The following is a 24,327-nucleotide window of genomic DNA, read 5'->3' as shown; positions in this document are numbered from 1 at the left end:
GCCCGAGGGGAACCGATCATGGACGTTCCGGAGCTGGCCGCCTTGCTGCGCGAGGCGGAGGAGCACCACGGCCAGTACGAGCCGACCGCGCCGCCGCACCACTGGTGGGACTTCTACGCCGCCTACATCGTGGCCCGCGAGCAGCAGCGCACCCCCGAGCAGGCGGCCGCCGATGCCCGGCAGCACATGGAGTCCGTGCTTCGCTGACGCGCGACGGCGGCGTCCTCGCGTTCGATGAGCGCGGGTGCGTCAGCGGCCGCGTGCAGCTCGCAGCTCCCGGCGGGACAACCCCTCCTCCAGCAGCACCTCCGGGTCGCTGCGCATCCCGGCCAGTGCCAGGTCGAGGTGGCGGTGCGCGAGCTGGTCGTCCAGCGCCGTCGGCACCCGGCCCGGGAGCGGACGGGACAGCCGTACCAGCAGCGTGCCGATGTCGGCGAAGCCCACCTGTCGCGGCAGGCTGCCGTCGTGGTGCGCGGCCTCGATGAGGCGCTCCATGGCCGCCGCCGACGCCTCCCGGACCGGCACGATCTCGGGGTCTTCCAGGTCGAGCCGGTCCAGGGCCAGCGGAACAACGGCCGACACCCGCAGATCGAGGACGGCGTGCATGTACCGCGCCAGCGCCTCGAGCCCGTCGGCGCCCTCGCCCGACGCCGCGAGGGCCGCCTCGGCCTCGGTCCGGGAGTCCTCGAGGGCGGCGAGCACCACTGCCCGGAGGAGGCCCTCGCGATCGCCGAACCGGCGGTACAGCGTCGCGATGCCGACGCCGGCCCGCCGCGCCACGTCCTCCAGCGCCACCCCGGGGCCGGCCTCCACGAACGCCTGTCGCGCGGCGGCCAGCACCTGCTCCTGATTGCGTCGGGCGTCGGCCCGGAGGCCGCCCTCGTTCACCACCGTGCGCGCCACCTCCCCACGCTAGCAAGAAACGGAGAGAATCTCTCCGATTCCCTTCCCTCCGCCACCCCTCGGGGTGCATGCTGGATCGGAGGACTTTCCTCCACTTGCTTCTCGCGAGGGGCGCCATGCCCATGCCGACGACCACGCCGCACGACGCGGCCCGCACCACCACCGACCTCCGCTGGCGGGCCCTGGCGGTCATCGCCGTCGCCCAGCTGATGGTCGCGCTCGACGCGACCATCGTGAACATGGCGCTGCCCTCGGCGCAGGCCGATCTCGGCTTCGCCGACGACGCCCGGCAGTGGGTCGTCACCGCCTACACCTGCACCCTCGCCGGCCTCCTGCTGCTCGGCGGCCGGATCGCCGACCGGGTCGGACGGCGCCGGGCCTTCCTCGGCGGCCTGGCCGGGTTCGCGCTCGCCTCCGCCCTCGCGGGGCTCGCCCCCGGCTTCGGCTGGCTCGTCGCCGGCCGGGCCGCGCAGGGCGCATTCGCCGCGGTGCTCACCCCGACGGCGCTCTCCCTGATCGCGGTCACGTTCACGACGCCGCGGGAGCGGGCCCGGGCCTTCGGCGTCTACGGCGCGGTGGCCTCCAGCGGCGCCGCGGTCGGGCTGCTGCTCGGCGGCGCGCTCACCGAGTTCGCCGGCTGGCGCTGGTGCCTGTTCGTGAACGTCGGCATCGCCGGGTCGGCCTTCCTGGCCGGCCGGGCGGTGCTCCCGGCCCGGGACGGCCAGCCGGCGACGCGCGTCGACGTCGCCTCCGGCCTGCTGGTCACCGTCGGCGTGGCCGCCGCCGTCCTGGCCTGCTCGCAGGCTGCCAGGGACGGCTGGTCGTCACCGCGGCTGCTCGTTCCCGCCGCGCTCGGCGTCCTCGCCGTCGCGGCCTTCCTGCGGCGGCAGGCCCGCTCGGCCCGGCCGCTGCTGCCGCTGTGGCTGCTCACCGACCGGTCGCGGGCCGGCGCCTACCTCTCGGCCGCCGTCGCCGTCGTCGGCGCCTTCGGCATGTTCCTGGTGCTGACCTACCACTTCCAGGTCGTCCTGGGCTGGAGCCCGGTGCGGGCCGGGGTGGCGTTCCTGCCGCTCTCCGTCGCCGTCTCGGCCAGCGCCTACGGCCTCGGCAGCCGGCTGCTCCCGCGGGTGGCCCCGCGCGCCCTCATCGTGCCCGGCCTCGTGCTCGCCGCGGCCGGACTCGCCGTCCTGACGACGCTCGCGCCGTCCTCCCGCTACCTGAGCGTCGTCCTCCCGGCCGAGCTGCTGCTCGGCACCGGCATGGGGTTGGTCATGACGCCGGCGATCAGCGTCGCGACCAGCGGCGTCGACCCGCGGCACGCGGGAGTCGCCGCGGCGGTCGTCAACACCGCCACGCAGGTCGGCGGCTCGGTCGGGACGGCGGTGCTCAACACCGTCGCCGTCGCGGCCACAGCCCGCTACGCGACGGCGCACGGCCCCTCCGCTGCCGCCCTCGTGCACGGGTTCACCACCGCGACCACCGTTTCGGCGGTCGCCCTGCTCACCGCGGCCGCCGTCGCTGCCGCGCTCATCCGCAGCCCCCGGCCCACCAGCGGGACCCTCCGGTGAGAGGCGACCCGGTGACCGACCGCGCAGCGCTGTCCGGGATCACCTCCGCGGTCACCTCCTCGCCGGCGTCATCGCGGGCAACGTCTGGTCCGACGCGCCCTGTCCGCGCCCCGGCTCCGCACCGGAACGGGTGCACGGGGTCGGCTACGGCCTCCTCGTCGGCGCCGTCGGGCCGGCCGGCCGCCGCCGCGGGCTGCTCGCCCCTGCGCTCGCCGATGCCGCGCTCGGCTCCGCGGCCGCCGGACTGCTCGCCCCGCTGTGCCTGGTCGCCGAGCCGGCAGCCTGGCTGATCCCGATCGGCCGGTTCTCCGGATTCCTCGTCGTCGGCCGGGCAGCGGCGCGGCTGGCCCGCCACCAGCCGCGTCCATGACCCGCCGACTTGGTTCCCCGCTCTGGAAGGGAGACGACCTTGGCGATTCTCGTCACCGGTGCCACCGGCCACGTCGGCGCCGAGCTGGTCGCCGAGCTCGCCGCGGCCGGCCACGACGTGCGGGCCATGACCCGCCGGCCGGACCGGTACGCCGCGCCGCCCGGGGTGCACGCCGTCGCCGGGGACGCCGACGACCCGGCCGGTCTGGCCGCCGCGGTCGACGGCGTCGACCGAGCCTTCCTCATGTCCGCACAAGCCATCGGCGCGGACTCGCCGCCCACGCACGTCCCGCGGCTGGTGCACGCGGCCGAGGGGGCCGGTGTCCGCCACGTCGTGCTGCTGTCGGTCCACAGCGGAGGCGAGGGCGGCGACGTCATCGCCGGCTGGTGGCGCCGCATCGAGGACGCCGTCACCGGCAGTGGCATGACGTGGACGTTGCTGCGGCCGGGCCGGTTCATGTCCAACGCCCTGCAGTGGGCTCCGCAGGTCCGCAGCAGCGACACGATCACCATCCCGTTCGCCTCCCGCCGTGCCGCCTCCATCGACCCGGCCGACATCGCCGCCGTGGCCGCCGCCGCGCTCACGGACGACGCGCACCGCGGCGCCGCGTACCGCCTGACCGGCCCGGGGGCGCTCACCCCCGCGCAGGAGCTCGCCGTGCTCGGCGCCCTGCTGCACCGCCCGCTGCACGCGGTGGAACCGGCGCCCGCCGACGTGCGGGCCGGGATGATCCGCGGCGGCATGCCCGACGCCCTGGTCGACGCCGTCCTCCGCCGGACCCTCGACGGCGACGAAGGCACCGACGTCCTTCCGACCGTCACCGAGGTCGTCGGCCGGCCGCCGGCGTCCTTCCGCGACTGGGCCACCCGCCATCTCGACCGCTTCACCGGATGAGCCGAACCGGCCGGGCTCCGGCGGTCACGGCGCCGGGACCAGGGATTCCGACGGGCGCGACGCGGCCTCACCGGGAGCGACGGTGGGTCCGAGGGGCGAGGCGGACGGATGACGACGTGCCCCCCGGAGGGCGGTCTCCATGGCGACGAACCTGCGCACCCCGCCGGACCCCGACGCACCTGCGCGCCCGCAGTTCCTCCGGCTGACCGGCGAGCAGCTCGCCGCGGTGGCACGGCGCGGGACGCGCCACGCCACGACCGCGGGTGAGGTGCTCTACCGCGCCGGCGACCGGGGCTTCGACTTCATCGTCATCGAGGACGGCGAGGTCGACGCCGTCCGCCCTGCGATGCCCGACGTCCCCGAAGCCCTCATCGCCACCTGGGGACCGGGGCACTTCCTGGGTGAGCTCAACCTGCTGACGGGGCAGACGGCGATCGTGACGGCCCGGGCCCGGACGGCCGGCGTCGTCCACCGGATCCCGCCGGACCGGTTCCGCGAGCTCATGGCCGAGGACGCCGACGTGTCCGACGTCGTGCTGCGCGCCCTGCTCGCCCGGCGGGAGACGCTGCGGAGCGGCGCCGGCGCCCGGAGCCTCGAGATCCTCGGCAGCCAGCTGTCGCCGGGGACGCACGCGCTGCGCACGTGGGCCTCGCGGCAGGAGCTCCCGCACACGTGGCTCGACGTCGACGACCCGGCCGGGCAGGCACTGGCCCGCGCCGCGGGCATCGCCGTGGCGGACCTGCCCGCGGTGATCACGCCGACCGCGATCCTGCGCCGCGCCACGGTGGGCGACGTCGCCGACCACCTCGGGCTGGCGCTCCGCGCGGGTGACCGGCACGACTTCGACGTCGTCGTCGTGGGCGGCGGGCCCGCCGGCCTGGCCGCCGCCGTCTACGGCGTGTCGGAGGGGCTGCGCACCATGCTCGTCGACAGGGTCGCGGTGGGCGGCCAGGCGGCCGCCAGCCCGCGCATCGAGAACTACCTGGGCTTCCCGGCTGGTGTGAGCGGGACCGAGCTGACCTCGCGCGCCCTCGCGCAGGCGAACAAGTTCGGCGCCCAGGTCTCCAGCCCGTGCGAGGCAGTCGCCCTGGACTGCGCGGACGGCCACCTGCACGTGACCCTGTCGAACGGCGAGGTGCTGCACACGCGCGCCGTCGTCATCGCCACCGGCGCCCGCTATCGCACCCTCCCGCTCGAGCGCTGGTCGGACTACGAGGGCGCCGGCATCTACTACGCCGCGACCGAGATCGAGGCGCGGGCCTGTGCCGGGCAGCGCGTCGCCGTCGTCGGCGGCGCCAACTCGGCGGGGCAGGCCTCGCTGTTCCTGGCCAACCACAGCCCGGTGGACCTCGTCGTCCGGGGGCCCGACCTGACGGCCGGGATGTCGCGCTATCTGGTCGACCGGGTGCTCGCCCACCCGGCGGTCGCGGTACACACGTCCACGCAGGTGACTGCCCTGCACGGCGACGACAGGCTGCGCGGGGTCACGTTGACGTCCTCGTCGGGGGTCGCGGTCGAGCGGGACTGTCACGGCTTGTTCTGCTTCATCGGCGCCCGGCCGGCGACCGACTGGCTCACCGGCGTCGCGGTCGACGAGGACGGGTTCATCCGGACCGACCGCGACCTCACCGGCGAGGATCTGGGCGCGGCGTGGGAGCTGCTCGGTCGCGCCCCGCTGACCTACGAGACCAGCGTGCCGGGCGTCTTCGCCGTCGGTGACGTGCGGTCGACCTCGATGAAGCGGGTCGCCGCCGCCGTGGGCGAGGGCGCCAGCGCGATCCGATCGGTGCACCTCGCGCTCGTACCTGTCGGGTAGCAGCGGACCGGTGACTTCCCCGGGTGCGAGCGACCGCCCGTCGGGCGACGCGACGGTTGCGTGCCCGGACCGAGACGAGGAGGTGTCCCTGTGGACGGCGCACCAGTGCCTGTGGCGGTCGTGCGAAGCCGCGCAGAGGCGGACCTGATCGTCGGGCTGCTGCGCAGCCACGGCCAGCGCGCGGCCAGCGCGACCGATGACGCCGGGGGCCAGGAGCCCCAGTTGCAGCAGGACGGCGTCCGGGTCCTCGTCCCCTCCTCCGACGCAGCCGCGGCTCGCGAGCTCCTCGCCACCGCCGAGGGCTGAGGCGGCTCCAGGGGACACTCCGAGCCCCGGAGCCGCCGCTCTCGTGATCAGCTCCGCGGCCCGGGAATCCGCGTCGCGGTGAGGCGGCGGCGCAGCTCGGCGAGCTCCCCCTCCGGGACCTGGAGCGAGAACGGGCGGATGGCTGCGGGCTTGTCGGTCGTGACTCGCTCAGCTCCGTGGCTGCGCGATCTGTGGTCGGCGCAGGGGGCAGGAAGGTCCCGCTGTCCGGCCTACCGGTGCAGCCGGGGGGTCTTCTCCGCCCAGGCGGCGACGGCCGCGGGCACCCGTCGCCACAGCGGCGCGGGCCGGCTCTCGAGGCGGGTCAGCCGCTCCTCCAGTTCGCGCAGCCGCGGGTGGTCGGCGACCGGCGCCTGCGGGGCGGCCGCAAGCTCGGCCAGCCCGTCGGACAGGCCGGTGATCAGCTTCGCGGCATCGGCGGGGGCGAGGCGGACGGTGCCCACGCACACGTCGTCCCGCCAGACGCTGACGTTGAGCAGGCCGACGTCGGCGTGCGTCGACACGCGGACCGCCCGGCCCTCGCCGCGGGTGTCCCAGGCCCAGCGGCCGTGGGTGGGGAGCGCGATCACCGTCATGGAGCGAGGTTTCCGCCCGCGGACCGGCACGTCAACACGGTGCGGAACCGTGTCGGCCCGCTCAGCCGCGGCGCAGCGTGCGGCCCGCTGTCCCGGCGCGGGTCGGGACGCGGCGACCCGGGCGGCCGGGACGCCGGGACCGCCACGGTGGGCGACGTCCACCCCTCCCGAACGGAGCCCGCCATGACCGCCGCGCTGACCACCCGCCGCTCTCCCACCGCCCGCCGGCTCGCCCTCGGCGCCGCCTCCCTGCTCGCCTGGAGCGGCGTCGGCGGCGCCGTCTCCGTCGCGCTGGGCGCCAACACCTGGTCCGACGCCTGGTCGTCGACGGCGACCCTCGCCGCACCGTGGCCGATGATCGCCGTCCAGGGCACCGCCGCCGTCCTCGCCGTGACCGCCCGCCGCCCGTGGGCGATCGCCGGCTCCGCCGTCCTGCTGCTCGCCGCCGGGCTGTCGGCGATGTCCGGCTTCTTCGACGGTCAGTACGCCAAGGCCGGCCTCTCCCCGGTCCACGTCGGGCTGCAGACCGCGCTGATCTCGACCGCCGCCGTCGTCGCCGTCCTCGCCGGACTCCGCCTGCGGGAACTCACCCGGCGGGGCTGAAGGCCTCCCCCGGCGCCAGCGCCGCGGGCAGGCCGAGCCGTGCGAACAGGCCGTTGCCCTCGTCGAGGAAGCTCGTGATGCCCGCGACCTTGCCGTCGACGACGTCGAGCACGTGCACCGCCCACGGCACGTGCCCGCCCGCGGCGACCGGCCGGTACTGCACGACCGCCGGCTGACCGTTGGCCTCGATCGGGAACACCCGGGAGCCGCGGCAGCCGGCGCCGGGCCCGAGCATCCAGGTGGCGATGTCGGCCGAGCCGCGCATCCACATCTCGTACGGCGGCATGTGCTGCGTGGCGTCGTCGTGCAGCAGCCGGACGAACGCGTCGATGTCGTAGCGCTCGAACGCGTCGACGTAGCGCTCGAGCAGTTCCTTGGCGTCGTCGTCCAGCGGCCGCGGCTCGCCCCGGCCGCCGACCTCGGCCAGCGTGGCCCGGGCCCGCTGCAGCGCGCTGTTGACCGAGGCCACGGTCGTGTCGAGCAGCTGGGCGACCTCGTCGGCCTTCCACCGCAGCACCTCGCGCAGCAGCAGGACCGCCCGCTGCCGCGGCGGCAGGTACTGCAGCGCCGAGACGAAGGCCAGCCGGATCGACTCCTTGGCCACGGCCCGCTCCGCGGGGTCGCCGTCCTCCGGCAGGACGGCGCGGTCGAGGACCGGCTCGACCCAGGCCGTGCCCGGCCGGCGGGCGGCGAGCGAGGACTCGACCGGCTGCCACGGATCGCCGGAGAGGTCCATCGGCAGCGCCCGGCGCTGACGACCGGACAGCTGGTCGAGGCAGACGTTGGTGGCGATCCGGTACAGCCACGACCGCAGCGCCGAGCGGCCCTCGAAGTCGGCCAGCCCCCGCCAGGCGCGGACCATGGTCTCCTGCACCGCGTCCTCGGCGTCGAACGACGAGCCGAGCATGCGGTAGCAGTAGCCGGTCAGTTCGCGGCGGTGCTCGAGCAGCCGGGGGTCGAGTTGGTCGAGCGGACCGATCGCCACGGTGGTCACTAGGACTCCTCTCGTCGAGGCGCCCAGCACACCACAGGGCGCCGACAGTTCGGGAGTCCTCGCTACTGGTAGGAGACGAGGTTCGGGACGGGGGCGACCTGGTCGATGGTCTGCTGCGGCGTGAGCATCGGGGCGTCCTCGTCGTAGAAGTTCTTCCACCCCCACCACAACGGTTTCGGCGGCAGGTTCTGGTGCAGCGCGTTCCAGGTGGCCTGCTTGTCGCCCTGCGCCCCCTGGCCGTCGGCGTGGATGACCACCGCCAGCTCGTCGCGCGAGGTGTCCAGCCGCTCGCGGCCGTCGATCATGTCGAGCCGGAACTGGTGCACCACGAACAGCTTCTGCGGCAGCCGCCGGTCGCGGGTCAGGTCGGCCAGCCAGGTGATCACGCCGTTGATCTCGTCGACGCCGACCGAGCCGATCTGGGTCAGGTGCTGCTGCCCCGGCTCCAGCCGCCACTCCGGGTCCAGCGCCAGCCCGACGTTCGGCAGCTCGAGCAGCGGCTCGTACGCCTTCGCCTGGGTGAGGAAGTCGGTGCGGCCGGGCTGCAGGTCGAGGAAGACGTAGAGGCCGGCGTCCGACGCGGCCTCGACCCAGGGCCGCACGGTCTCCAGGTCCAGCTCGGTCGAGTAGTTGCCGTCCGGCCCGGCGGCCGAGGAGGCCACGGTCACGATGATCTCGAACGCCGGGACGACGGGGACGTCGACCAGGTCCTCGTACGGCGCGGCGTGGTCGCGGGCCCGCTGCACGCTGGCGTCGGCGTCCTGCTCCCCCAGCACGCCGAGTGCCCCGGACCCGGGCGAGCCGTAGAGCGCGACGAGCATCCGCCCGGGGAACAGCGTCTGCCCACCCCCGGGCAGCTGCGTGCCCTCCCGCGCCGTCGCCAGCTTCCAGTCCAGCCCGTCCTCGCCGGCGAAGTCGGCGCCGAGCGCCACGACCTGGTCGGCGCCGTCGCCCAGCGCCTCGATCGCGTCCTCGGACGAGCGCGGGTCGGTCCCGCCGATCACCTGCACGCGGGCGCCGGCGGCGCGGGCGGTGGCCACCCCGGCGAGCGCCTCGGGGCTGCCGCTGGCCAGGACGACGACGCCGTCGAGGGCCTGCGTCCGGGCCACCTCGGGCAGCCGGCCGGGCTCCGCCTCCGGTGCCGGGTCGCCGCCGTCCGCGGGCTGCAGCGCGGCCGGCTGCTCCGCGTCCAGTGCGGCGACGGCCTCGATCGCGCCGCCGTCGTCCACCGGCTGCGTGTCGGCGAACCGCAGGCCGGTGGCCGCGGCCACCGCGTCGGGCGCCGCGGGGACGGCGACCGTCTCGGCGTCGCCCTCGCCGTCGGCCTCCCCGACCGCGAGGACGCTGCCCACCGCCAGCCGCTGCAGCTCGGCGGCGAGCGCGTCGTCGGCGGCGCCGTCCTCGGGCTCGAGCAGCAGCGGGACGCCGAGCCCGACGGCGGCCGAGGCGGCGAGCAGGGTGCCGGCCGGATCGCCGTCCCGCGCCAGCACGGCGACGTCGGAGGAGGCGAACAGGGCGCGGCTGGTGCTCACCGCGGAGGCCACCGGATCGGCGTCCGCGACCACGGTGAGCTGCTGGTCCGGCGCCCGGGTGGTCACCCCCGCGGCCTCCGGGTCGGTCCGCTGGTCCTCGGTGAAAGAGGTGCAGCCCGCCACCAGCAGCAGGGCACCGCACACCGCCACTCCCGCCCGAACCCGCACGTGCTCCCCCATCCTCGGACGCGCGGCGGCACAGGAGGGCGTCGGCGCGCTTCGGCTGCCCGACCCTAACGGCTCGGGTGATCCCCGGCCGGTCGCTGGACACCGGGAAGGCCGTCCGAGGAGCATCGCGGCCGAGATGACCAGCGCACCGCAGTCGGGCCAGCCCGACCCCCGATCGGCCAGCCAGCGGGCTGGGACGACGACCCCGCCGTCGGCAGGCTCGAGGCCATGACCAGCGACACCGCCGTCCTCACTGCTTCGTCGGACCAGGCATCCCCAGTGCGTCGGCGCGGCCTCCTGCCCCAGCTCGGCGCCGACTCCGCCTACAACCTGCTCCGCTTCCCGCTCGGCATCGTCGCCTTCGTGGCGATCGTGACCGGCCTGTCGGTCGGCGCCGGCCTGCTGGTGGTCTGGGTCGGCGTGGCCGTCCTGGCGGTCACGCTGCTGGTGGCCCGCGGCCTCGCCGGCGCCGAGCGGGCCATGATCCCCGCCGTCCTGGCGCACGACGTGCCGCAGCCGGCCTACCTGCAGCCCGACGGCAGCCGGATCCGCCGGATGCTGACGCCGCTGCGCGACCCGCAGACGTGGCTGGACGCGCTGCACGCGATCGTCGCCTTCCCGTTCGCGATCCTCGGCTTCGTGGTCACGGTGACCTTCTGGTCGGTGGCGCTCGGCGGGCTCACCTACGGCGCCTGGGACTGGGCGCTGCCCGACGCGAGCACCGACCCGGACAACACCGACCTGCTCGAGCTGCTCGGCTTCCAGAGCACGGCCGGCTCGCGGATCGCGCTCTACACGGCGCTCGGCGTCGTCCTCGCGCTGATCCTGCCGTTCGTCGTCCGCGGGACGGCGCTGCTGCAGGCGCAGATGAGCCGGGCGCTGCTGACCTCGCGGGCCGCGACCCAGGCCGAGATCGGCCGGCTGGCCGGCGGCCGCGACGCGGCGGTTGCCGCCGAGGCCGAGCAGCTGCGCCGGCTGGAGCGCGACATCCACGACGGCCCGCAGCAGCGGCTGGTCCGGCTGCAGATGGACCTCGCCCGCGCGCAGCGGCAGATGGAGCGCGATCCGGAGGCCGCCCGGACGACGCTCGGGGACGCCGCCGGCCTGGCCCGGGAGACCCTCGAGGAGCTGCGCGCGCTCTCCCGCGGCATCGCGCCGCCGGTGCTCGCCGACCGCGGCCTGGCCGCCGCGCTGGCCGCGCTGGCCGCCCGCTCGCCGGTCCCGGTCGAGCTCGACGTCGAGGCCCTGCCGGCCGAGCGGCTGGCCCCGGTCACCGAGAACACCGCGTACTTCGTGGTCAGCGAGGCGCTGGCCAACATCGCCAAGCACAGCGGCGCGACGACCTGCCGCGTCTCGGTGGCCCGGTTCGGCGGCCTGCTGCGGGTCGAGGCCGAGGACGACGGCACGGGCGGCGCGGTGCTCGCGCCCGGGCACGGGCTGGCCGGCCTGGCCGACCGGCTGCGCGCGGTCGACGGCGCGCTCACCGTCGACAGCCCGCGCGGCGGCCCGACCCGGCTGATCGCGGAGCTCCCGTGCGGGTAGTGCTCGCCGAGGACTCGGTGCTCCTCCGCGAAGGCCTCGTGCGACTGCTCGCCGAGGCCTCCGCGGAGGTCGTCGCGGCCGTGGCTGATGGCCCCTCGCTGGTCAAGGCGGTCGACGAGCACCGGCCGGACGTCGCGGTGGTCGACGTCCGGATGCCGCCGACGCACACCGACGAGGGGCTGCGGGCGGCCGTCGAGGCGCGGCGGACCGTGCCGGGCACCGCCGTCCTCGTGCTGTCGCAGTACGTGGAGGTCGCCTACGCCGACGAGCTGCTGGCCGACGGCGCCGGCGGCGTCGGCTACCTGCTCAAGGACCGCGTCGCCGACGTCGACACCTTCCTCGCCGCGCTGCAGGACGTCGTCGGTGGCGGGACCGTGCTCGATCCGCAGGTGGTCGCCCAGCTCTTCGCGCGCCGGCGGGCCGACGACCCGGTGCGCCGGCTGACCGCGCGCGAGCGGGAGGTGCTGGGCCTGATCGCCGAGGGGCACTCGAACACCGCGATCGCCCGTCTGCTCGTGGTCACACCGGGCGCGGTGGAGAAGCACACCCAGCACATCTTCGCCAAGCTCGGCCTGGCCCCGGACGAGGACCAGCACCGCCGCGTGATGGCCACCCTCGCCTACCTGCGCAGCTGAGTCGGCGCCACGATCAGCTGAGATCACCGCGGCGGGTCCTGGCTCACCGCACACCATGAGCCAGGACGCCGTGGGATCACGGTCAGCTGATCCCGGCCGCGCACCGCCGGTAACTCGTTGGCGCGGCGTCGTACCGGCCGAGTAGACACGTCGCGTGCCCGAATTCGACGCCCAGCTCCGCCCCGCCACCCGTGACGACTACCCGACGTTCTGGCGGGCCCTCTACGACGTCTTCGGCGAGGAGCCGACCGGCCCGTTCCTGGAGGAGCCGGCGCCGACCGCCGAGCTGGACCGCTCGCTCGGCCTCTGGGACGGCGATCGCATCGTCGCGACGTCGGGCATCTACAGCCTGCAGATGACCGTGCCGGGCGCGGTCGTCCCGATGGCCGGCATCACCTGGATCACCGTCTCCCCCACCCACCGCCGGCAGGGCGTGCTCACCTCGATCATGCGGCGCCAGCTCACCGAGCTGCACGAGCAGCAGCGCGAGCCGGTGGCCGCGCTGTGGGCCGCCGAGTACCCCATCTACGGCCGGTACGGGTACGCGCCGGCGACCTACCGCGGCGGCCTGTCCGGCTCCGTCCAGCGGCTGGCGCTGCGCCGCGACGTCGAGCTCGGCAAGGGCCGGGTCGACCTGGTGGGCGTCGAGGCCTACCGGGCCGCGGCGGTGCCCATCCACGACCAGCTGCGCCGGCTCGTGCCCGGCAACCTCGCCCGCGACGACCGGTGGTGGGACCGCGCCCTGCGCGACGTCCCCGAGAGCCGCAACGGCGCCACGGCGCTGCGCCACCTGCTGCACACCGAGCCCGACGGCACCGTCACCGGCTACGCCGCCTACCGGGTGAAGGCCAAGTGGACCGACACGAGCGAGCCCGACGGCACGCTGACCGTCGAGGAGATCCGGGCGACCAGCACCCCGGCCTACGCGGCGCTGTGGCAGTTCCTGCTGTCGGTCGACCTGGTCCGCCACGTGCGCTACCCCATGGCTTCGGACGACGATCCGCTGCGGTACCTGCTCGCCGACGCCCGGGCCCTGCACGCCCAGCCGGTCGACGCGCTCTGGGTCCGGCTGGTGGACGTCGACCGCGCGCTGGCCGCCCGCCGGTACCCGGCGCCGGTCAACCTGGTCCTCGAGGTGCGCGACCGGTTCTGCCCGTGGAACGACGGCCGCTGGCACCTGCGCGGCACCCCGGCCGGCGCGTTCTGTGCCCGCACCGACGCCGACGCCGACCTGGTCGTCGACGTCGAGGCGCTGGCCTCGGCCTACCTGGGCGGGGTCTCGCTGGCCACGCTCCAGGCGGCCGGGCGGGTGACCGAGGTCAGCCCCGGCGCGGTCATCCAGGCCTCGACCGCGTTCGGCTGGCCGGTCTCGCCCTGGTGCCCCGAGGAGTTCTGAAAGCTCACCGGCGGACGGCGGCCGCCGCGTTCAGGATGCCTTCGCCGTAGAGGCCGTTCTCGTCCGTCGTCCCCTCGCAGACGGCGTTGAACTCGGGCGGGCGGCCCTCGTCGGTGTAGATCTCGGTCCCGCCGGCGGGGCAGGCGTGGTCCGCGGCCGTGCGGGCGAGGATCCGGGCGACGGTGTCCGGGTCGAGGGCCCGCCCGCCGTGGCCGGTGGACCGGCCGAAGCGGTCGATGATCAGCGCGGCCGCCCCGGCGACGTGCGGCGAGGCCATGGAGGTGCCCTGCAGGTAGGTGTAGAACCCGCAGGTCCCGGCGGCGTCGCAGTACTGCACCGAGAACTCGTCGGCCGGGGTGCCGTCCGGGTTGGCCAGCTTCTCCGCGATGGCCACGTGCAGCGGGTAGGCCGAGAGGACCAGGTTGCCGGGCGCCTGGAAGGCGGGCGTGCCGACGTTGTCGCGGAACCAGCCGCCCGGCGCCGCGAGGTCGACCTCGCCGAGGCCGTAGTTGGAGTAGTCGGCCTTGGTGGTGGACGGGCCGACGGCGGAGACCGACAGCACGTCCGGCGCCTCCGTCGGCAGGTTCAGGCAGGTGTTCGCCACCTCGCGCGGCCGGGCGGTGTCCGGCGGGTAGTCCGGGCTGGTCGCGTCGACCCGCGTCGGCGCGTTCAGGTCCGTGACGTCGTTGCCGGCCGCCGCCACCATGGTGACCCCGCGCCGGTGGGCGTAGGCGGTCGCCGCCAGGAGGAGCCGGCGGGTGAGCTGCTGCTGCGCGAGCTCCTCGTCGGTGACGTCGCCGCTGACGTACTCGTCCCGCGAGCTGCAGTTGAACAGCCACGGGTCGGTGTAGAAGCTCATGTTCACGACGTCGAGCCGCTGGTCGGCCGCGTACACCAGGGCCTTCACGGTCTCGTAGAGGAAGAAGAAGCCGGAGTCCTGGCCGGCCCGGACGTTGACCAGCGTCGCCTGGGGGGCCACCCCGCCGATGCCGAAGCCGTTGTCGGCCGCGGCCACGATGCCGGCCACGTGGGTGCCGTGCCCGCCGTCGTCCACGTCGACCGGGTCGACGCAGCCGGCCGCCTCGCACGGCCCGTCGATGTCGGGGATGTCGGTGACGAAGTTCCGCGACCGCTCCCGGTCGAAGTTGGGCGCGATGTCCGGGTGGCCGGCGTCGATGCCCGTGTCGATGATCCCGACGTCGACCCCGCGCCCGGTGGCCCGGCGCTGGGCGTCCTCGGCGCCGATCATCGCCATGTCCCACTGCCGGTCGGCCAGCGGCTCGGCGCCCGGGGCGGTGCCGGGCACGCGCCCCGACCCCGAGGCGCCCCCGGCGCCCCGTGGCCGCTCGGTGACGTACCGGTGCGGCATGCCCGGCCGCGCGGTGCCGATCGACTGGTTGTGCGCCGCCCCGGTGATCCCGCCCTGGGCACGGACGTCGGCCAGGAAGCCGGCGTCGGCGGAGGAGACCCGGGCCAGCCCGACCTGCGCGGTCACGTCCTCGACCGCGCCGCCGGCGGCCTCGATCGCCGCCGTCGCCGCCTCGGGGCTGCCGGTGAAGGCGACCACGTACTCCGCGGTGCCGGTCGAGGGCGCCGCCTGCGCGCTCACCGCCGGCACCACGATCGTCGCGGCCACGGTCACGGCGACGACGCCGAGGGTTCTGGTCGTGCGGATGCGTCGGGTCACCGAAGTGCTCCAGGGCAGGTGCAGGCGGCCGCCGGTCGGCCGCGTCGTCCCCCGTTGCTGCCGCGCGGACCAGTACAGCCGACGCACAGGGACGCCGCCGGGTGGAACGCGACCTCCCCGCCGCGGGCGGCAGGGTCGGCCCAACCGCTTCCGGCGTTCGCGGGCGCCGCTCGGCAAGGTGTGCCACCGCCCGCGGACCGGACCGCAGGAATTGCCATCAGCGGGGCTGCGCGCCGTCCCACTCGTCGAGCGGGGCGCAGTGCCAGCGCCACGAGGTCACCTGTTCCCGGCCGGGCAGCGCGGCGCGGCCGGTGGCCCACCGCAGCGTGGCGCGCGGGTCGCCGTCGGCCTCCGCCCACGGGAACAGCCGGGCGAGGACGGCGTCGGCGAGGTCGGCCGGCGGCGCCCAGGGCAGGCCCAGCGCCTCGGCGACGTCGCCGGCGTGCACCAGCAGCTCGGCGCAGCCCATGCCGGCGAAGCCCGAGGCGTCGGCGAGGCCCCAGTCGTGCCAGCCGCGCTCGCCGGGCCCGGCGCCGTCGACGGTGCGGGCGAGGACGGTGGCGGCGGCGTCGAGCTGGCGCAGCAGCTCGGGCAGGCCGACGTCCGTCCGTGGGGTGAGCCGGAAGGCGCCGGTCTCGGCCGGTCCGGCCGCGAGGTCCTGGGCGTACCAGACCAGGACCGTGGTCAGGTGCGCGGCGACGCCGGCGACGTCGGTCGCCACGATCGGCACGGGGGCTCGCGCGTCCGGCGCCGTGTCGAAGACCTGCCGGGCGGCGACCGCCGCCCGCCGGAGCTCCTCCCCCCTCACGCCTCGGTGTGGGTGGGCAGCCCGCCGGCCGGGCGGTGCCGGTCCCGCTCGTAGTCGCTGACCAGGGCGATCCGGCGGATGTGCCGCTCGTCGCCGCTGAACGGCGTGTCGAGGAAGAGCAGCACGAGCTCGGCGGCCTCGTCGGCGCTGTGCTGCCGGCCCCCGACCGCGATCACGTTGGCGTCGTTGTGCTGGCGGGCCAGCGCGGCGGTGTCGCGGTTCCAGGCCAGCGCGGCGCGGATGCCGGGCACCTTGTTGGCGGCGATCTGCTCGCCGTTCCCGGAGCCGCCCAGGACGACGCCCAGGGTGCCGGGCTCCGCGACCACGCGCTCGCCGACCTCGAAGCAGAACGGCGGGTAGTCGTCCTCGGCGTCGTAGACGTGGGCTCCGCAGTCGACCGGCTCGTGCCCGGCCTCGGCGAGCACCTTCACCAGGTGTTCCTTGAGCTCGTAGGCGGCGTGGTCGGAACCGAGGAAGACGCGCATGGCGAGGAGTCTGTCAGGCTCCGGCCGTGGCGGTGCTGGGGGTGGACGGCTGGCGCGGGCAGTGGGTCGGGGCGCTGCTGGACGGCCGTTCGGTGACGCTGCTGGTGCTGCCCGACGCCGCCGCCGTGCTCGCCGTCGCCGGCGTCGAGGTGATCGGCATCGACATGCCGATCGGGCTCTCGGACGACGGCCCGCGGGCCTGCGACGTCGCCGCGCGCCGGCTGCTGGGGCGCGCCGGCAGCTCGGTGTTCCCCGCCCCCGTGCGCCCGGTGCTGGCGGCGGCGGACTACGCCGCGGCCTGCGCGGTCAGCCGGCGCGCCTCGGGCCGGGCGATCTCCGTGCAGACCTGGAGCCTGGTGCGCTCGATCGACGACGTCGACCGCGCGCTGGGCGACCCGCCCGACCCCCGGGTGCGCGAGGTCCACCCCGAGATGGCGTTCCGGACGCTGGACGAGGGGGTCACGTCGCCGAAGGCCACCGCCCGCGGGCTGGCCGAGCGGATCCGGGCGCTGGAGCCGGCGATGGACGTCCTCGACGCGCTCGCCGCCGCGCCGGCGCGGGTGCCGGCGGTCGACTGCCTCGACGCCTGCGCGGCGGCGTGGTCGGCGCGGCGCATCGCGGAGGGCACCGCGTCGTCCGTCGGCGACGACGAGCGCGACCCCCGCGGCCGACCCATGCGCATCTGGTGGTGACGACGTCCGCTTTCGGCACCGAGAGCGGGACAGGTCTAGAGACCGAGGGCGGTCACCATCGCCGCGCGGGTGCGGGGACCGACGACGCCGTCGACCGCCAGCCCCTGGCCCCGCTGGAAGTCGCGGGTCGCCCGGTCCGTGGCCGGTCCGAACTGCTCGTCGACGGCGATGGCACGGTCGAGGGCCTGGACCAGGCGCCACTGCCACGTCGCCACCGCCGCGCCGCGGTCGCCTTGGCGCAGCACCTGGTTGCCCGTGCCGGGTTCGGCGTGCCGGACGTCGACGGCGACCCGGCTGGGGCCGGTGAGAGTGAAGGCGCTCAGGCCCGTCCTGGCGGCCACGCCGATCCCCCAGGTGAGCACCGCCTCGAAGTCACCCGCATCGGCGACCTGGCGGAAGGCCGCGAAGTTGGCGAGGTCGGGAAGGGGACCGCTGAACGACGGGAGCCCGTCGTCCCGGTGCGCGGCGGCGGGCCGGATGACGATCTCGACGACGGCCCGGCCACGCACCGGGATCGGCTTCCCCGATCCGTCCTGGAGCAGTTCGTCCACGTACTGCAGGCGCATGCCGGGGGTCGGTCCCTCGAAGTCGAAGACCAGCCGGTCGAAGTCCTTGTTGCGGCCGGCGCGGACGCCGACCAGCACAGCCACGCCGTCTGCGTCCGTGGTCCACTCGATCGCGCCCTCGGTCGTGCTCGCCGACGCCGTCTCGCCGAGAAGATCGGTCATGCCGACACCGAACCGCCCGGCCGTCACGGGGACGTCACCGACCGAGCAGACTCCTAGGTGACGCGGCGGAGGACCGAGAGGGGCAGCACCCGCAGCAGCCGGGCGACGGGGCGCCACGGCCACTCGGGCACGTAGGCGCGCGCCGGCTCGCGCTCGATCGCGGCGGTCAGCGCGTCGACGCCCTTGTCGAGGTCGACGGTGAACGGGCCGCGGCGGCCGACGTTGATCTCGGTGGCGATGTAACCGGGCAGGATCGTCGTCACCACGATCCGGCTGCCGTAGACGTCGGAGCGGATGCCCTCGGCCAGTGCGTTCAGCGCCGCCTTGCTCGCGCCGTACGCCGTCCGGGTCTGGCGCATGCCGCGGATGCCGGCGACCGAGGAGATGACCACCAGGTGCCCGGCGCCCTGGGCGCGGAACAGCTCCATCGCCGCCTCGCAGGTGGCGTGCGTCCCGAGCACGTTGGTGGCGAGGACGGCGCGGTTGGCCGCCGCCTTGCCGGTGCCCACCGACGCGCCCTTGCCGATGCCGGCGTTGGCGATGACCCGGTCGAAGCCGCCGAGCCGGTCGGCCAGCGCCGGGATCACCGTGGCGACCGCGTCGGGGTCGTCGACGTCGAGTGCCGCGGTCTCGACCCGGATGCCGGGGTGCGCCGCGAGCAGCTCCTTGCGCAGCAGCTCCAGGCGGTCGGTGCGGCGGGCGACGAGGGCGAGGTCGCGGCCCAGGGCAGCGAACCGGCGGGCCATGCCCTCGCCGAGGCCGGCGCTGGCGCCGGTGATCAGGATGCGCTGGCGGAGGGGGTGCGGCACCGCGTCAGCATGCCGCACCCCCTCCGGCGGTGCTTTATCGCGATGAAGCGCGCGTCAGCGCTTGGTGACCGCCAGGGTGTCGGCGGGGACCGAGTCCATGTCGGGGCCCTCGGTGCGGGTGCGCTTGAGCTCCCAGAACGAGGGCAGGTTGGCCAGCAGGACGGCGCCGTCGAAGGCCTTGCCGGCGTCCTCACCGGTGGGCACCTTGCTGATCACCGGGCCGAAGAAGGCGACGCCGTCGATGTGCATGACCGGCGTGCCGACCTCCTCGCCGACCGGGTCCATGCCCGCGTGGTGGCTGACCTCGAGCGCCTCGTCGTAGTCGGTGGACGTCGCCGCCTCGGCCAGCTCGGCCGGCAGGCCGACCTTCTCCAGCGCCGGGACGACGATCTCGTCGAGTTCCAGCTTCTCGTGGTGCCGCAGCGTGCCCATGGCGGTGTAGAGGTCGCCCAGCACCTCGTCACCGAACTTCTGCGCGGCCGCGATGAGCACGCGGACCGGGCCGATCGCCTTGGTCATCATCTCCTGGTAGTCGGCCGGCAGGTCGCGGCCGCGGTTGAGGACCGACAGCGACATGACGTGCCAGTGGATGTCCAGGTCGCGCACCTTGGCGGCCTCCAGCACCCAGCGGCTGGTCAGCCAGGCCCACGGGCACAGCGGGTCGAACCAGAAGTCCACGCGGGCGGTGGTGGGGGCGCTCTGCACTGCCTCGGTCATCGTTGGGTGCTCCTCGCAGAAGTCGTGGGGCGGCGCGGGCCGCCGGTGGTACGTCGCTGGAAAGTCTCGCCGGGCAACGGTTGTTCCCTCAACGATCGGGTGGACGGCCGGACGGGCGGGGCCGATTCGTCGTCCCCGCATGGAAAGCTTCGTCGCGTGGCCGTACCCAACCTGACCCGCGATGACGCCGCCGCCCGCGCCGAGCTGCTGGCCGTGCAGTCCTACGACCTGTCCCTCGACGTCACCGACGGCGCCGGGCACCCCGGCGACAAGACCTTCCGGTCGACGACGACGGTGGAGTTCACCTGCCGCCGGCCGGGCGCGGACACCTTCATCGACCTCGTCGCCGAGCAGGTGCGTTCGGCGACGCTGAACGGCGTCGAGCTCGACGTCAGCACCTACACCGAGGAGGGCGGCCTGCCGCTGCCCGGCCTCGCCGAGCACAACACCCTCACGATCGACGCCGACTGCCGGTACTCCAACACCGGCGAGGGCCTGCACCGCTTCGAGGATCCCGAGGACGGCCAGGTCTACCTGTACAGCCACTTCGAGCCGGCCGAGGCCAAGCGGATGTTCGCCTGCTTCGACCAGCCCGACCTCAAGGGCGCCGTCACCGTCCACGTGACCGCCCCCTTCGACTGGCAGGTGGTCTCCAACACCGGCGGGCGCACCATCGAGGCCGGTCCGGGCGGATCGCAGCTGGTGCACTTCGCGCCGACCAAGCGGATCTCCACCTATCTGGTCGCGCTCATCGCCGGGCCGTACGCCCGGGTCACCGACTCGCACGACGGCATCCCGCTGGGGCTGTACTGCCGGGCGTCGCTGGCCAAGCACCTCGACCCCGACGAGCTGTTCCGGGTCACCAAGCAGGGCTTCGACTTCTACCACCGGGTCTTCGACTACCCGTACCCGTTCGACAAGTACGACCAGCTGTTCGTGCCGGAGTTCAACGCCGGCGCCATGGAGAACGCCGGGGCGGTCACGTTCCTCGAGGACTACGTCTTCCGCTCCAAGGTCAGCCGCGCGCGCTACGAGCGGCGCGCCGAGACGGTGCTGCACGAGCTGGCCCACATGTGGTTCGGCGACCTGGTGACCATGCGCTGGTGGGACGACCTGTGGCTCAACGAGTCCTTCGCCACCTACATCAGCACGCTGTGCCAGGCCGAGGCCACCGAGTACGAGACGGCGTGGACGACGTTCGCCAACACCGAGAAGGCGTGGGCGTACGCGCAGGACCAGCTGCCCTCGACGCACCCGATCGCGGCCGACATGGTCGACGTCGCCGCGGTCGAGGTGAACTTCGACGGCATCACCTACGCCAAGGGCGCCTCGGTGCTCAAGCAGTTCGTCGCCTACGTCGGGCGCGAGGAGTTCTTCGCCGGGATCCGGCGGTACTTCCGCAAGCACGAGTACGGCAACACGACGCTGGCCGACCTGCTCGGCCCGCTGTCGGAGAGCACCGGCCGGGACCTCTCGCAGTGGTCGGACCAGTGGCTGCGCACCAGCCAGGTCAACACCCTGCGGCCGGTCTACGAGCTGACGGACGACGGCCGGTACAAGAGCTTCGCGATCGAGCAGACCGCCGTCCCGGAGCACCCGGTGCTGCGCGACCACCGGCTGGCCGTGGGCCTGTACAACTCGGGCCCGCAGGGGCTGACCCGCAGCTCGCGGGTGGAGCTCGACGTCAGCGGCGCCCGCACCGAGGTGCCCGAGCTGGCCGGTCACCCGGCGGCGGACCTGGTGCTGGTCAACGACGACGACCTGACCTACGCCAAGCTGCGGCTCGACGAGCGCTCCCTGGCCACCCTGCGGGAGCGGATCGGCACGATGCCCGACTCGCTGGCGCGGGCGCTGTGCTGGTCGGCGGCGTGGGACATGACCCGCGACGCCGAGCTGCCCGCCCGCGAGTGGGTCGAGCTGGTCCTCTCCGGGGTGGACGCCGAGAGCGAGATCAGCGTCGTCCAGGCGCTCCTGGCCCGGGTGCAGTCCGCGCTGTCCTCCTACGCCGACCCGGCGTGGGCCCCGGAGGGGTGGACGGCGCTGGCGGACAAGTCGCTGGCCGCGCTGCACAAGGCGGCGCCGGGCAGCGACCAGCAGCTGCAGTGGTCGCGGACGTTCGCCGCCGCGGCCCGCACCGAGGAGCACGCCGAGGTCCTGCGCGGGCTGCTCGACGGGTCGGTGGCGTTCGACGGCCTGCCGGTCGACGCCGACGCCCGCTGGGCGTTCCTGCACGGCCTGGTCGCCATCGGCGCCGCCGGGCCGGCGGAGATCGACGCGGAGGCCGAGCGCGACGCCACCGCCACCGGCATCCGGCGCGCCGCCACCGCGCGGGCGCTGCTGCCGACCGCGGAGGCCAAGGAGGTGGCCTGGCAGCGGGCCTTCCACGACGACGAGATCCCGAACGCGGTCCACGAGGCGCTGCTGCTCGGCTTCTGGCACCCGGCGCAGCGCGAGCTCACCAGCGGCTACGTGGAGCGGTACTTCGCCGACATCCGGCCGCTGTGGGACCGCCGCCCGGGCGAGATCGCGAAGAACGCCGTCCAGTACCTGTTCCCGCCGGTCGTCGAGGAGCGGACGGTCGCCGCGGCCGACGCCTGGCTCTCCGCGCCGGACCACCCGCAGTCGCTGCGCCGACTGGTCTCCGAGGGCCGCGACGGCATCGCCCGGGCGCTGCGCTGCCGGGAGTGCGACGCCGCCGCGGGCTGAGGAAGGGCCCCTGCCGGGGCCGTGAACGTCGGCAGCGATGTGCGCGAACGGCGCCGTCCCGCGACGCGGGTGCGCCATCGGCGCACAGTGTTCGCGCCGGGGCTGCGCCCGGCGCCTGTGGCAGGTGTCGTCGAACGGCGAAGGGCCCGGTCCGCTACGGCGGACCGGGCCCTTCGCCGCGGTTCAGTGAGCGGTGCGGTGGCGCAGCCGGCCGGCCTGGTCGGACATCTGGCGCAGGCCGTTGACGATCCCGCCGACCAGGTCGCCGCCGGTGAAGGACGTCGTCATGGACAGCACGGCCAGCGCGCACGCGCGGTCGGGCACCCGGCGGGCGGCCGCGGCGCCGGTGACGACCTCGATCACCCGCTGGCCCGGCGACAGGGCCAGGAGCACCGAGTTGGCGGGGTCCTCACCGGAGGAGGCGTGCAGCTCCTCGGCGCGCAGGCGGGTGCGCTGGCCGAGGTCGCCGATGTAGAGGGTGAACCGCAGCCCGGTCTCGCGGGAGGCCATGGTCAGCGCCTCGTCGAGGCGGGCCAGCTCGTGCCACGTGAAGATCGAGTCCGGCGCCGCGTCCTCGTGGACGGTGGGGCCGGTCTCCTCGGTGGCCGTGTCGTGGGGCTCGGCCTCGAGCGCGCGGGTCATCGCCGGTCTCCGGAGGTCAGGGGGTCGATGGGGGTCATGGGCGGGTCACCACGTCCCGCGGGCGCCGCCGCGCGGGCCGCCGGGCACCGGGGTCGCGGAGCCGCTGGCGTCGCCGGACGTGAGCGCGGCCCGGGTGGCCCCGGCCTCCAGCGCGGCGTGGCCGTTGCCGTGTCCTCCCCCGTGCCCGCCGGTGGCCTCGGGGTGCGGCTCGTACCAGACGGGCTCGTGCTGCCAGGGCTGACCCGGCTTGTACCGGGGGCGCTTGCGCCGGCCCGGCACCAACGTCAGCAGCGCCAGCACCGCGATCACGGCCAGCGGTGCGACGACGTAGACGAGGATGGTCTCGACGACGGTCACGGCGACAACTTACCGGGGCACCTGGCGCTTCTCGTCACCAGATGGGGGCTGCGTCGCCGCGTCCCCGGCCGGACGGCCCGAGGCCGGGTAGACAGGCCGCCATGGACCTGAGCCGCTCGGCCGCGGAGGCCTGCGACGCCGCCGATCCCCTGGCCGGCTTCCGCGCCCGGTTCGCGGGCACGGAGGACGACGGCCCGGACCGGCTGCTCTACCTCGACGGCAACTCGCTGGGCCGGATGCCGCGGGAGACCCCGGCCGCGCTGGCGCGGGTGGTGGAGACCGAGTGGGCGGGCGGGCTCATCGGCTCCTGGTCGACCTGGATCGAGCAGGCGACGCGCATCGGCGACGTCCTGGCCGAGGGCGCCCTCGGCGCCGGGCCGGGTGAGGTGCTGGTCGCCGACTCCACGTCGGTGAACCTGTACAAGCTGCTGGTCGCCGGGGCCGACGCCCGCCCGGGGCGGGACGTGCTGGTCTGCTGCGCGGACGACTTCCCCACCGACCGCTACATCGTCGCGGGGGTGGCCGCGGCGCGCGGGATGACCGTGCGGGAGGTGCCGGCCGACATCGACGAGGGCCTCGACCCGGCGGTGCTCGCGGCGGCGCTGGACGAGCGGGTCGCCGTCGTCCTCCTGTCGTCGGTCGCCTACCGGTCGGGGGCGCTGCTCGACGTCCCGGCCGTCACGCGGCTGGTGCACGACGTCGGCGCCCTGGTGCTGTGGGACCTCTCGCACGCGGCCGGGGCGGTCGCCACCGACCTGGCGGGGTCCGGGGCGGACCTGGCGGTGGGCTGCACCTACAAGTACCTCAACGCCGGCCCCGGGGCGCCGGCCTTCCTCTACGTGCGCCGCGACCTCCAGGACGCGCTGCGCCAGCCGATCTGGGGCTGGTTCGGGCAGCAGGACCAGTTCGCGATGGGGCCGGTCTACGTCCCGGTGCCCGGCATCGAGCGGTTCGGCGTCGGCACCCCGCCGGTGGTCGCGATGGCGGCGGTCGAGGTCGGCGCCCGGCTGGTCGCCGAGGCCGGCATCGACCGGCTCGCCGCCAAGGGGCGGGCGATGACCGAGCTGATCGTCGCGCTCGCCGACGAGTGGCTCGTCCCGCAGGGCGTCGCCCTGGCCTCGCCGCGGGACGCCGACCGCCGCGGCTCGCACGTCACCCTCGCCCACCCCGCGGCCTGGCAGCTGACCCAGGCGCTGATCGACCGGCGGGTGGTGCCCGACTACCGCACCCCCGACCGCGTGCGGCTGGGACCGGCGCCGCTCTACACCCGCTTCGTCGACGTCTGGGACGCCATGGACCGGTTCCGCGACCTGCTCGCCAGCGGCGAGTACGCGCGCTACCCCGCCGAGCTCGGCCGCGTGACCTGAGGGCGCGGT

Annotated in this window: 25 protein-coding genes; 13 read left to right on the top strand and 12 right to left on the bottom strand. The window is 75.2% G+C overall.

Going from position 1 to position 24,327, the window contains the following annotated elements; all coding sequences use genetic code 11:
* Nucleotides 1-18: 18 nt before the first annotated feature.
* Nucleotides 19-207, top strand: coding sequence for a hypothetical protein (locus AB3388_RS07455; protein ID WP_495410127.1), 189 nt, complete (start codon nucleotides 19-21; stop codon nucleotides 205-207).
* A gap of 42 nt (nucleotides 208-249) precedes the next feature.
* On the opposite strand, the gene AB3388_RS07450 is transcribed toward AB3388_RS07455, so the two are convergent.
* On the bottom strand, nucleotides 250-903 hold the full coding sequence (locus tag AB3388_RS07450) for a TetR/AcrR family transcriptional regulator (protein WP_495410126.1): 654 nt from the start codon (nucleotides 901-903) through the stop codon (nucleotides 250-252).
* Between the two features lie 116 nt (nucleotides 904-1,019).
* Between AB3388_RS07450 and AB3388_RS07445 the strand changes: the two genes are divergently transcribed.
* The 5 genes from AB3388_RS07445 to AB3388_RS07425 all read left to right on the top strand — a co-directional run bounded on the left by AB3388_RS07445 (nucleotide 1,020) and on the right by AB3388_RS07425 (nucleotide 5,857).
* Entirely contained in the window at nucleotides 1,020-2,471 is a 1,452-nt protein-coding gene (locus AB3388_RS07445) for an MFS transporter (RefSeq protein WP_495410125.1), read from the top strand.
* A 130-nt stretch (nucleotides 2,472-2,601) separates the two neighbouring features.
* A complete protein-coding gene (locus tag AB3388_RS07440) occupies nucleotides 2,602-2,841 on the top strand; it encodes a hypothetical protein (protein ID WP_495410124.1) in 240 nt (79 codons plus the stop codon).
* Nucleotides 2,842-2,880: 39 nt separating this feature from the next.
* Entirely contained in the window at nucleotides 2,881-3,735 is an 855-nt protein-coding gene (locus AB3388_RS07435; protein ID WP_495410123.1) for an NAD(P)H-binding protein, read from the top strand.
* A gap of 139 nt (nucleotides 3,736-3,874) precedes the next feature.
* Nucleotides 3,875-5,551 (top strand): FAD-dependent oxidoreductase, encoded by a 1,677-nt coding sequence (locus tag AB3388_RS07430; RefSeq protein ID WP_495410122.1) that lies wholly within the window; start codon nucleotides 3,875-3,877, stop codon nucleotides 5,549-5,551.
* Nucleotides 5,552-5,671: 120 nt separating this feature from the next.
* Complete coding sequence (locus tag AB3388_RS07425; protein WP_495410121.1) at nucleotides 5,672-5,857, top strand: putative signal transducing protein; 186 nt, start codon at nucleotides 5,672-5,674, stop codon at nucleotides 5,855-5,857.
* 230 nt (nucleotides 5,858-6,087) lie between these two features.
* On the opposite strand, the gene AB3388_RS07420 is transcribed toward AB3388_RS07425, so the two are convergent.
* Nucleotides 6,088-6,450: a hypothetical protein gene (locus AB3388_RS07420; RefSeq protein ID WP_495410120.1), complete on the bottom strand. Its 363-nt coding sequence runs from the start codon at nucleotides 6,448-6,450 to the stop codon at nucleotides 6,088-6,090.
* A gap of 183 nt (nucleotides 6,451-6,633) precedes the next feature.
* Between AB3388_RS07420 and AB3388_RS07415 the strand changes: the two genes are divergently transcribed.
* Nucleotides 6,634-7,053 carry a hypothetical protein gene (locus AB3388_RS07415; protein ID WP_495410119.1) on the top strand — a complete coding sequence of 140 codons (420 nt, stop codon included), beginning with the start codon at nucleotides 6,634-6,636 and terminating at the stop codon, nucleotides 7,051-7,053.
* Here the strand turns inward: AB3388_RS07415 and AB3388_RS07410 are convergent.
* Together AB3388_RS07410 and AB3388_RS07405 are read right to left on the bottom strand one after the other, a co-directional pair.
* Nucleotides 7,037-8,047, bottom strand: a complete 1,011-nt coding sequence (locus AB3388_RS07410) for a sigma-70 family RNA polymerase sigma factor (protein WP_495410118.1) — start codon at nucleotides 8,045-8,047, stop codon at nucleotides 7,037-7,039. The two genes, AB3388_RS07415 and AB3388_RS07410, sit on opposite strands and share 17 nt — an antisense overlap.
* A gap of 62 nt (nucleotides 8,048-8,109) precedes the next feature.
* Complete coding sequence (locus AB3388_RS07405) at nucleotides 8,110-9,723, bottom strand: hypothetical protein (RefSeq protein ID WP_495410117.1); 1,614 nt, start codon at nucleotides 9,721-9,723, stop codon at nucleotides 8,110-8,112.
* A gap of 252 nt (nucleotides 9,724-9,975) precedes the next feature.
* On the opposite strand from AB3388_RS07405, the gene AB3388_RS07400 reads away from it, so the two are divergent.
* The 3 genes from AB3388_RS07400 to AB3388_RS07390 all read left to right on the top strand — a co-directional run bounded on the left by AB3388_RS07400 (nucleotide 9,976) and on the right by AB3388_RS07390 (nucleotide 13,320).
* Nucleotides 9,976-11,289, top strand: a complete 1,314-nt coding sequence (locus tag AB3388_RS07400) for a sensor histidine kinase (protein WP_495410116.1) — start codon at nucleotides 9,976-9,978, stop codon at nucleotides 11,287-11,289.
* Nucleotides 11,280-11,924 carry a response regulator gene (locus tag AB3388_RS07395; RefSeq protein ID WP_495410115.1) on the top strand — a complete coding sequence of 215 codons (645 nt, stop codon included), beginning with the start codon at nucleotides 11,280-11,282 and terminating at the stop codon, nucleotides 11,922-11,924. The genes AB3388_RS07400 and AB3388_RS07395 overlap by 10 nt, the downstream gene beginning before the upstream one ends.
* Before the next feature lie 154 nt (nucleotides 11,925-12,078).
* Nucleotides 12,079-13,320: a GNAT family N-acetyltransferase gene (locus tag AB3388_RS07390; protein WP_495410114.1), complete on the top strand. Its 1,242-nt coding sequence runs from the start codon at nucleotides 12,079-12,081 to the stop codon at nucleotides 13,318-13,320.
* Between the two features lie 4 nt (nucleotides 13,321-13,324).
* On the opposite strand, the gene AB3388_RS07385 is transcribed toward AB3388_RS07390, so the two are convergent.
* The 3 genes from AB3388_RS07385 to AB3388_RS07375 all read right to left on the bottom strand — a co-directional run bounded on the left by AB3388_RS07385 (nucleotide 13,325) and on the right by AB3388_RS07375 (nucleotide 16,300).
* Nucleotides 13,325-15,007, bottom strand: a complete 1,683-nt coding sequence (locus AB3388_RS07385) for a S8 family serine peptidase (RefSeq protein WP_495410113.1) — start codon at nucleotides 15,005-15,007, stop codon at nucleotides 13,325-13,327.
* Between the two features lie 217 nt (nucleotides 15,008-15,224).
* Complete coding sequence (locus AB3388_RS07380; protein WP_495410112.1) at nucleotides 15,225-15,815, bottom strand: DinB family protein; 591 nt, start codon at nucleotides 15,813-15,815, stop codon at nucleotides 15,225-15,227.
* Nucleotides 15,812-16,300: a ribose-5-phosphate isomerase gene (locus tag AB3388_RS07375; RefSeq protein ID WP_495410111.1), complete on the bottom strand. Its 489-nt coding sequence runs from the start codon at nucleotides 16,298-16,300 to the stop codon at nucleotides 15,812-15,814. Before AB3388_RS07375 ends, AB3388_RS07380 begins: the two co-directional genes overlap by 4 nt.
* Nucleotides 16,301-16,326: 26 nt before the next feature.
* Here AB3388_RS07375 and AB3388_RS07370 point away from each other — a divergent pair, with 26 nt between their 5' ends.
* Nucleotides 16,327-16,992, top strand: coding sequence for a DUF429 domain-containing protein (locus AB3388_RS07370; protein WP_495410110.1), 666 nt, complete (start codon nucleotides 16,327-16,329; stop codon nucleotides 16,990-16,992).
* A 35-nt stretch (nucleotides 16,993-17,027) separates the two neighbouring features.
* On the opposite strand, the gene AB3388_RS07365 is transcribed toward AB3388_RS07370, so the two are convergent.
* The 3 genes from AB3388_RS07365 to AB3388_RS07355 are packed head-to-tail and all read right to left on the bottom strand — an operon-like array spanning nucleotide 17,028 to nucleotide 19,246.
* Nucleotides 17,028-17,720, bottom strand: coding sequence for a peptidoglycan-binding domain-containing protein (locus AB3388_RS07365; RefSeq protein WP_495410109.1), 693 nt, complete (start codon nucleotides 17,718-17,720; stop codon nucleotides 17,028-17,030).
* A 53-nt stretch (nucleotides 17,721-17,773) separates the two neighbouring features.
* Nucleotides 17,774-18,529, bottom strand: coding sequence for an SDR family oxidoreductase (locus AB3388_RS07360; RefSeq protein ID WP_495410108.1), 756 nt, complete (start codon nucleotides 18,527-18,529; stop codon nucleotides 17,774-17,776).
* Between the two features lie 54 nt (nucleotides 18,530-18,583).
* Complete coding sequence (locus tag AB3388_RS07355) at nucleotides 18,584-19,246, bottom strand: mycothiol-dependent nitroreductase Rv2466c family protein (RefSeq protein ID WP_495410107.1); 663 nt, start codon at nucleotides 19,244-19,246, stop codon at nucleotides 18,584-18,586.
* Nucleotides 19,247-19,402: 156 nt separating this feature from the next.
* Here AB3388_RS07355 and pepN point away from each other — a divergent pair, with 156 nt between their 5' ends.
* On the top strand, nucleotides 19,403-21,952 hold the full coding sequence (gene pepN / locus AB3388_RS07350; protein ID WP_495410106.1) for an aminopeptidase N: 2,550 nt from the start codon (nucleotides 19,403-19,405) through the stop codon (nucleotides 21,950-21,952).
* A 183-nt stretch (nucleotides 21,953-22,135) separates the two neighbouring features.
* Here the strand turns inward: pepN and AB3388_RS07345 are convergent, their stop codons facing one another.
* On the bottom strand, nucleotides 22,136-22,594 hold the full coding sequence (locus AB3388_RS07345; protein WP_495410105.1) for a DUF5130 family protein: 459 nt from the start codon (nucleotides 22,592-22,594) through the stop codon (nucleotides 22,136-22,138).
* Nucleotides 22,595-22,639: 45 nt separating this feature from the next.
* The gene (gene ctaJ, locus AB3388_RS07340) at nucleotides 22,640-22,951 is read right to left on the bottom strand and encodes an aa3-type cytochrome oxidase subunit CtaJ (protein WP_495410104.1); all 312 of its coding nucleotides are present in this window, start codon (nucleotides 22,949-22,951) and stop codon (nucleotides 22,640-22,642) included.
* Nucleotides 22,952-23,052: 101 nt separating this feature from the next.
* Here ctaJ and kynU point away from each other — a divergent pair, with 101 nt between their 5' ends.
* Nucleotides 23,053-24,318: a kynureninase gene (gene kynU, locus AB3388_RS07335; RefSeq protein ID WP_495410103.1), complete on the top strand. Its 1,266-nt coding sequence runs from the start codon at nucleotides 23,053-23,055 to the stop codon at nucleotides 24,316-24,318.
* Nucleotides 24,319-24,327: the final 9 nt, after the last annotated feature.

Source organism: Geodermatophilus sp. SMS 5-13, from assembly GCF_059428245.1.
Note: the sequence above shows the minus strand (reverse complement) of the source record. Positions and strands in the feature narration are given on the sequence as shown.

What these genes read in the sequence shown, in the direction of transcription:
- AB3388_RS07445 (WP_495410125.1), top strand. Translation starts at nt 1,020, where the DNA reads ATGCCCATGCCGACGACCACGCCGCACGACGCGGCCCGCACCACCACC.
- kynU (WP_495410103.1), top strand. Translation starts at nt 23,053, where the DNA reads ATGGACCTGAGCCGCTCGGCCGCGGAGGCCTGCGACGCCGCCGATCCC.
- AB3388_RS07415 (WP_495410119.1), top strand. Translation starts at nt 6,634, where the DNA reads ATGACCGCCGCGCTGACCACCCGCCGCTCTCCCACCGCCCGCCGGCTC.
- AB3388_RS07355 (WP_495410107.1), bottom strand. Translation starts at nt 19,246, where the DNA reads ATGACCGAGGCAGTGCAGAGCGCCCCCACCACCGCCCGCGTGGACTTC.
- AB3388_RS07345 (WP_495410105.1), bottom strand. Translation starts at nt 22,594, where the DNA reads ATGACCCGCGCGCTCGAGGCCGAGCCCCACGACACGGCCACCGAGGAG.
- AB3388_RS07420 (WP_495410120.1), bottom strand. Translation starts at nt 6,450, where the DNA reads ATGACGGTGATCGCGCTCCCCACCCACGGCCGCTGGGCCTGGGACACC.
- AB3388_RS07430 (WP_495410122.1), top strand. Translation starts at nt 3,875, where the DNA reads ATGGCGACGAACCTGCGCACCCCGCCGGACCCCGACGCACCTGCGCGC.
- AB3388_RS07365 (WP_495410109.1), bottom strand. Translation starts at nt 17,720, where the DNA reads ATGACCGATCTTCTCGGCGAGACGGCGTCGGCGAGCACGACCGAGGGC.
- AB3388_RS07455 (WP_495410127.1), top strand. Translation starts at nt 19, where the DNA reads ATGGACGTTCCGGAGCTGGCCGCCTTGCTGCGCGAGGCGGAGGAGCAC.
- AB3388_RS07400 (WP_495410116.1), top strand. Translation starts at nt 9,976, where the DNA reads ATGACCAGCGACACCGCCGTCCTCACTGCTTCGTCGGACCAGGCATCC.
- AB3388_RS07375 (WP_495410111.1), bottom strand. Translation starts at nt 16,300, where the DNA reads ATGCGCGTCTTCCTCGGTTCCGACCACGCCGCCTACGAGCTCAAGGAA.